General features: G+C 67.3%; 5 protein-coding genes. 3 read left to right on the top strand and 2 right to left on the bottom strand.

Going from position 1 to position 6,509, the window contains the following annotated elements:
* Both VF167_02510 and VF167_02505 read left to right on the top strand, forming a co-directional pair.
* On the top strand, positions 1 to 282 hold a 282-nt coding region (locus VF167_02510), incomplete at its 5' end, for a hypothetical protein (GenBank protein ID HEX6924269.1).
* A 60-nt stretch (positions 283 to 342) separates the two neighbouring features.
* Positions 343 to 1,275 carry an NmrA/HSCARG family protein gene (locus tag VF167_02505; GenBank protein ID HEX6924268.1) on the top strand — a complete coding sequence of 311 codons (933 nt, stop codon included), beginning with the start codon at positions 343 to 345 and terminating at the stop codon, positions 1,273 to 1,275.
* A gap of 162 nt (positions 1,276 to 1,437) precedes the next feature.
* On the opposite strand, the gene VF167_02500 is transcribed toward VF167_02505, so the two are convergent.
* Complete coding sequence (locus tag VF167_02500) at positions 1,438 to 2,298, bottom strand: DUF6544 family protein (GenBank protein HEX6924267.1); 861 nt, start codon at positions 2,296 to 2,298, stop codon at positions 1,438 to 1,440.
* Between the two features lie 222 nt (positions 2,299 to 2,520).
* The gene (locus tag VF167_02495; protein ID HEX6924266.1) at positions 2,521 to 4,101 is read right to left on the bottom strand and encodes an alkaline phosphatase D family protein; all 1,581 of its coding nucleotides are present in this window, start codon (positions 4,099 to 4,101) and stop codon (positions 2,521 to 2,523) included.
* Between the two features lie 444 nt (positions 4,102 to 4,545).
* Here VF167_02495 and VF167_02490 point away from each other — a divergent pair.
* On the top strand, positions 4,546 to 6,509 hold a 1,964-nt coding region (locus VF167_02490; protein HEX6924265.1), incomplete at its 3' end, for a glycoside hydrolase family 95 protein.

The raw sequence follows: 6,509 nt of genomic DNA, 5'->3' as shown, positions 1-6,509 counted from the left end.
CAGGCCGACGGCACGCTCGAGCTGATCGGGGTGGAGAATCTCGTCTTCATCCAGGCGTGGGAAGCGGCGGGCCACAGCGATCCGCCGTCCTTCCAGGGTCAGGTGTTCAACCGGATGGTAGACGACCCTGGCACGGATCTGGACGAGGCACACATGTTCGCGCCTCACTACGACCTGCACGTCTGGCTCTACCGCGAGAATCCGCGGGGGACGTTCGAGCAGTTCAACCCGAATGTGAGTTGCGAGCACCACCAGGTGGCGACGGCCAATCAGCAGGGCTGAGACCGAGCCCAAATTGCCATTGGCCCGCCCTTCCACCCTCGATGACTACTGGAGGTGACGATGCCGCATATCACGGATCAGAACGATCGTCCGACCATTCTGGTGACCGGTGCCACGGGGGCGCAGGGTGGGAGCGTAGCACGGCACCTGTTGGAACGCGGCCGCTTTGCGGTGCGCGGCATCACGCGGAACCCGAGCTCTCCCGCTGCCCAGGCGCTGCGCCAGCGGGGAGCGGAGGTGGTACAGGCGGACCTCGCCGATCCACCTCGCCTGCGTGAGGTGATGAAGGGGTGCTACGGCGTCTACGGGGTCACCAACTTCTGGGAGCACTTCGAGGGGGAGCGCGAGCACGGCTTCAACCTGGTCGATGCCGCGGCCGCGACGGGTGTGCGGCACTTCGTCTTCAGCACGCTCCCTTCGGTATCGCAGCTGACCCGGGGCGAGCTGCCCGTGCCGCACTTCGACATCAAGGCGGAGATGGAGCAGTACGCCCGCAGCCTTCGCCTTCCGACGACCTTTGTCCACCTGGCGTACTACTTCGACAACTTCCTGGCCTGGTTCGCGCCCCGCAGGGTCGAGGACGGCACCTACCGCTTCAGCTTTCCGCAGGGTGACACACCGCTGGCGGGGATCGGCGCCGAAGACGTCGGCGGAGTGGTGGCGGTGATCTTCGAGCGGCCGGAGGAATTCCTGGGGAAGACGCTCTACCTGGTGGGGGACTACCTGACGCCGGACGAGTACGCGGCGACGATGTCGCGAGTCACCGGGCGGCCGGTGAGCTACGCCCACATGCCTCGCGAGGACTTCGCCGCACTCGGCTTCCCCGGCGCTCAGGATGTGGCGAACATGTTCGAGTACTACCGCAAGCTCGTGCCTGACCGCACGCCCGATCTGGAGCGGACTCGGGAGCTCTACCCGCAGGTGCAGACCTTCGAGACCTGGCTCCGCAATCATCGGGAGACCTTCGAGCAGGCGATGACGTCCCCTTCGTGAGGTCCGCTGGCGGCAGCGGTCTCGAACCGCCCGCCTCACCCGAATCGCCTCACGTTCGCTCCTTTGGGGGCGCAACCTACCTCTAGGGCCTCGGTATCCCTGCCGTGCCTCCTCGCCGCGGCCGTGCGGCGAGGGGTGCGGAGCATAGCGCGATCGGGTTCGTCAACCCTCGTATTCCACTTCCGCCACGCGCCCCCGCCAGTAGACGAAGGCTCCATCCTCCAACAGCCACGCCGCTTCCGCCTCGCGCGGGATGTGGAAGCCGTCGTTCGACATGTAGCTGCCGAACCTTCCTTCGAACGGCGTTGCCACTGGCTGTCCACCGACGTCACGGAAGCGGATCGCTCGGACGGAGAAGACCTCGCCGGAGGGTCCGAAGCGGAACTCTCCCTCGGCGCGAACCTCACAGTCCACCACCAGGGCCCTTGCGGAGGTATCGTCGATGGTCTGCCAGGTGACCGCACCTCCAGGAAGCAAGGCGGTCGGGAACCAGACGGCCTCGCCCAGCCAGCGGGCGAGCGCGCTCTGCGCGATCTCCGGGGTGCCGCCAGCGTGGGCCAGCGGGAAGACGCCGCCCAGGCGACCGGAGACCGTGCCGGCGCCGGCGAGATAGCCGTCGCGCACCCGCGCGGTCATCCCCGGGAAGAGGTGGATGCGCGCGTCCCAGACGAAGCCGGGCGGGCGCAGGCTGTACTCCTGGTAGGCGGAGAAGGGTGCCCACTTCGCACCCGGTCGCATCCGGAACTCCCCTCGCCAGCGGATTCGCGCGAGCCGGACCGGCCCTGCTCCCTCCGGGATCGCCCAGCGCAGGTAGCGGCGTACCGGCTTCGGAGGAACCGGTAGATCGGAGACCGATCCCGTCTCCGACTCCAACCTCCTCGCCGCCGTCGCCGCCGCGCGCAGCCGCCCCACCGCGCGAGCGCTCTCGCGCTCCCACGCCGCGCGACCCGCGCCTGCCGCGGCGATCCCACCCGCGACCAGCGCGCCCACCGTTCCCGCCGCGACCCTCGCTCGTGTAGTCATCGCACGCACGCCCCGGGGTGTCCCGTCAGCTGACTTCCACCAGCCAGAGACCCCCGCAGCGAACGCGCCAGCACGTCAGCAGATCGGCAACCAGTTAGTCAAACCGCAGAGGCCACCGAGGCTTCACCAGAGGCCGCAAAGGAAACCCCGTTCGCAATTCAAAATTCAAAATTCAAAATTCGTAATTGGTGATTCGTAATTCGTAATTCGTAATTATGTCTTTTACACCGGCGTCACTCCCGGCACGCCGTCCTGCACGGCGAACGACGCCCGCGTCTTGATGGGGGCACCGGGCCGCGAGACATACTCCACCACCCGGTAGTCGGTGACCCATCGCTCCGGCGTCACCGTGCAGCGCACATAGCCGCGCTGGGAGTTGTTGAAGAGCACGTGCGGGTTGGCGGCGATCCACGGCTCGCTGGTCTCCGGACGCCGGTCGACGCCGTCGCCGCCGGAGGTGATCGAGGTGCCCACGAACTCCACTCCGACGATGGGGGCATCGTCGGTGTAGAATTGCGTCCTCATCTCGGAGAGCCAGTTCTGGTGCACGTCCCCCACGATGCTGATCGCATTGCGCACCGGGGCGTCGTGCAGCAGTCGCAGGAGCCTGTCGCGTTCGGCGGCGTAGCCCGCCCACTTGTCCATGCTCTGCTCCAGGCCGTCGTCGCCCGGACGCCCGGTGGGCGCGATCGGCACACCGTGGGCGAGCACGTTCCACCGCGTGCGGGAGCTGGTCAGCCCGTCTTCCAGCCACTGCCACTGCTCCGGACCGAGCATGGTCTGGGAAGGATCGTGCGCCTGGGGACAGGCCGCATCGGAGCGCCAACCGTCGTTGCATGGCTGCGGAGAGCGGTACTGCCGCGTGTCCAGTACGTTGAAGGTGATCAGATCGCCGTAGCGGATCCGCCGGTAGAGTTGCAGGTCGGCGCCGTGCGGTAGGGCCGGCTCGCGCAGCGGCATGTGCTCGTAGTAGGCCTGGTAAGCAGCGGCACGGCGAGCGAGGAGCGCGCCGATCGCCCAGCCGCGCGCGTAATCGCCGGCGTAGTTGTTCATCACCTCGTGGTCGTCCCAGGTGACCACGAAGGGGAAGAGGGTGTGCGCCCTCTGCAGGTTCGGATCGGTCTTGTAGAGGGCGTAGCGGTTCCGGTACGCCTCGAGCGTCTCGACCGCCGGGCTGTTGTGCGGGCGCACCGCATTTTCCGCGATGCCGCTCTCATAGATGTAGTCGCCGAGATGAAGTACCAGCTGGATGTCCTCGTCCGCCAGGTGCGCCCAGGCCGTGTAGAACCCGTTCTGGTAATTCTGGCAGGAGGCGTAGGCGAAACGCAGCTGCTGCAGGCTCGAGTTGGCCGGAGGGGCCGTGAAGACCCGTCCGACGGGGCTGACCTCGTTGCCTGCCATGAAGCGGTACCAGTACGGACGCCCGGGCTCGAGCCCCCGCACGTCCACGTGGACGGCATGAGCCAGCTCGGGCGTCGCCACGGTCGACCCGTTGCGAACGATCACGCGGAAGTTTTCGTCCCGCGCGACCTCCCATTGCACGGCCACGCGCTCGGGTGGCATCCCACCCCCCTCCAGCGGCTCCGGCGCGAGGCGCGTCCAGAGGACGAACCCGTCAGGCAGCGGATCGCCGGAGGCAATCCCCAGGGTGAACGGGTAACTCGCCATTCGATAGCCGCGGTCTCCCCGCATCCCCGGCAGGCCGCCGAGGGAGATTGCCGCCGTCAGCTTCGCCGAGTGCGCCAGGAATTCCCGCCGCGTGCTCGATCCCGAGAGGATCAGTCGCTCCAGATCAGTCTTCATCGTCAGGCTCGGAGGGGATGGACGTGGGTCCGGACGGGGATCCCGCCGGAGACGGAAGGCAAGCTACCGCGCCACTCGCACGGTTTCGTATCGAAGAGGTAACTTTTTGTGCGTGCCGCGCAAGAGTCGGTGACGCATCGAGGGCAGTGAGAGCATCATTGTCTGCCGGAGGCACGCTCTTTCGCGTCGCGGCGTCAAGGCATCGATCGGGATGACGGATGATGCGAGCAACATAGCCTCACCAGCGCAGACCGCGCACGTATTCCAGCGGTACGAACCGGCCGCAAGGTGGACAGACGGACCGCCGCGACGCAAAGTGGGGAGCGAATTCCTCGAGCTGCCCTCACCCTTCACCCGTTCACCTTGTCACCCTGTCACCCAGATCCCGACACCGACGCCGTCCGCCGGTGCGCGCCGCGACTCAGCCGATCCCAGTCCAGCCCGATGATCCCGAACCGTTCCCGCCTCGTCTTCGGCCTCCTCTTCTCCGCCACGGCCGCTCTCCCGGCCGGGCCCCTCGCGGCCCAGAGCGTGGCGGACTCGCTGACGCTCTGGTACCCGACTCCCGCGAGCCAGTGGATCGAAGCGTTGCCGGTCGGCAACGGCCGTCTGGGCGCCATGGTCTTCGGGGGGACGGTTCACGAGCGGATCCAGTTCAACGAGGAGACGATCTGGACCGGCTACCCCCACGAGTACCATCGCCCAGGCGCCCGGAAGTACCTGGACCGGATCCGCGAGCTCCTTTTCGCGGGCCGGCAGCGAGAGGCGGAGCAGCTCGCGAGCGTCCATTTCATGAGCGTGCCGCTTCGCCAGCGAGCGTACCAGGCGTTCGGCGATCTCCACCTCACCTTCCCGGGGCTCGATTCGGCTCAAATCTTCGACTACCGACGCTCGCTCGACCTCGATCGCGCCATCGCCACCAGCCGCTTCCGGGTAGGAGACACTACCTACACGCGCGAGGTCTTCGCCAGCTATCCGGACAATGTCATCGTGGTGCGGCTCTCGGCCGACCGCCGGGGCGCGCTGCACTTCCAGCTCTCGCCCGCGAGCGCGCTCCGCTGGTCGTACCGCAGGGCTGTCGGGGGTGACCAGCTCTCCATGCGCGGGATGGTGCAGGATGGAGGGATCGAGTTCGAGGCGCGGTTGCTGGTACGACCGGAAGGGGGACGGATGGAGATCGGGGACACGCTGGTCACGGTCAGCGGGGCGGACGCCGCCACCGTGATCCTGGCAGGAGCCACGAACTACGTGAACTTCAGGGATCTCTCGGCCGACCCGATCGCCCGCAACGACAGCACCATCTCAGCTGTGCGGTCGCGGAGTTTCGAGGAGCTACGCGAGGCGCACGTCGCCGACCACCAGGAGCTCTTCCGACGCGTCTCGCTCGATCTGGGACCCGCCCCCGATTCGCTTCCCACGGACGAGCGCGTGTTGCACTTCCGCGAAGGGAAAGATCCGGCGCTCGCCGCCCTCCTCTTCCGGTACGGCCGCTACCTGCTGATTGCCTCCAGCCGGCCGGGCACCCAGCCCGCCAACCTGCAGGGGATCTGGAACGACAGCAACGAGCCAGTGTGGGACAGCAAGTACACGGTGAACATCAACACCGAGATGAACTATTGGCTGGCGGAGCCCACCGCGCTCCCGGAGCTCCACCAGCCGCTCTTCGACATGCTGAAGGAGGTGGCAGCCTCCGGCGCTAAAACTGCTCGCGAGCATTACGGCGCCCGTGGCTGGGTGCTGCACCACAATACCGACCTCTGGCGCGGGACCGCCCCCATCAACAACTCCAACCACGGGATCTGGCCGACGGGGGGTGCCTGGCTCACTCAGCACCTCTGGTGGCACTATCAGTACAGTGGGGACGTGGACTTCCTGCGTGAGACCGCCTATCCGCTGATGAAGGGAGCGGCGCTCTTTTTCGTCGACTACCTGGTCGAGGATCCGCGCACGGGCTGGCTCATCTCCGGCCCCTCCAACTCACCCGAGCTGGGCGGGTTGGTGATGGGCCCCACCATGGATCACCAGATCATCCGCGAGCTGTTCGCGAACACCGCTCGGGCGAGCGAGATCCTGGGTGTGGACGCCGCGCTGCGCGACACCCTGCTCGCCCTGCGCGAGCGGATCGCCCCCAACCAGATCGGGCGCCTCGGCCAGCTGCAGGAATGGCTGGAGGACCGGGACGATCCCGAGGAGAAGCACCGCCACGTCTCCCACCTCTGGGGGCTGCACCCCGGCTCCGAGATCACGCCGGCCACGCCCGAGCTCTTCGACGCCGCGCGTACCTCCCTCGAGTTCCGCGGCGATGGGGGGACCGGGTGGTCGATGGCCTGGAAGATCAACTTCTGGGCGCGCCTCCTGGACGGGGATCACGCCTACCGCATGCTCCAGAACCTGCTCACCCTCACCCA

The sequence above is a fragment of the Longimicrobiaceae bacterium genome, from assembly GCA_036375715.1.
GTDB lineage: Bacteria > Gemmatimonadota > Gemmatimonadetes > Longimicrobiales > Longimicrobiaceae > DASVBS01.
The sequence above is the reverse complement of the archived record's forward strand: the minus strand, read 5'-3'. Positions and strand labels throughout refer to the sequence as shown.

Excerpts from the sequence above, each read along its gene's own strand:
- VF167_02505 (HEX6924268.1), top strand. The coding sequence starts at position 343 with ATGCCGCATATCACGGATCAGAACGATCGTCCGACCATTCTGGTGACC.
- VF167_02500 (HEX6924267.1), bottom strand. The coding sequence starts at position 2,298 with ATGACTACACGAGCGAGGGTCGCGGCGGGAACGGTGGGCGCGCTGGTC.
- VF167_02495 (HEX6924266.1), bottom strand. The coding sequence starts at position 4,101 with ATGAAGACTGATCTGGAGCGACTGATCCTCTCGGGATCGAGCACGCGG.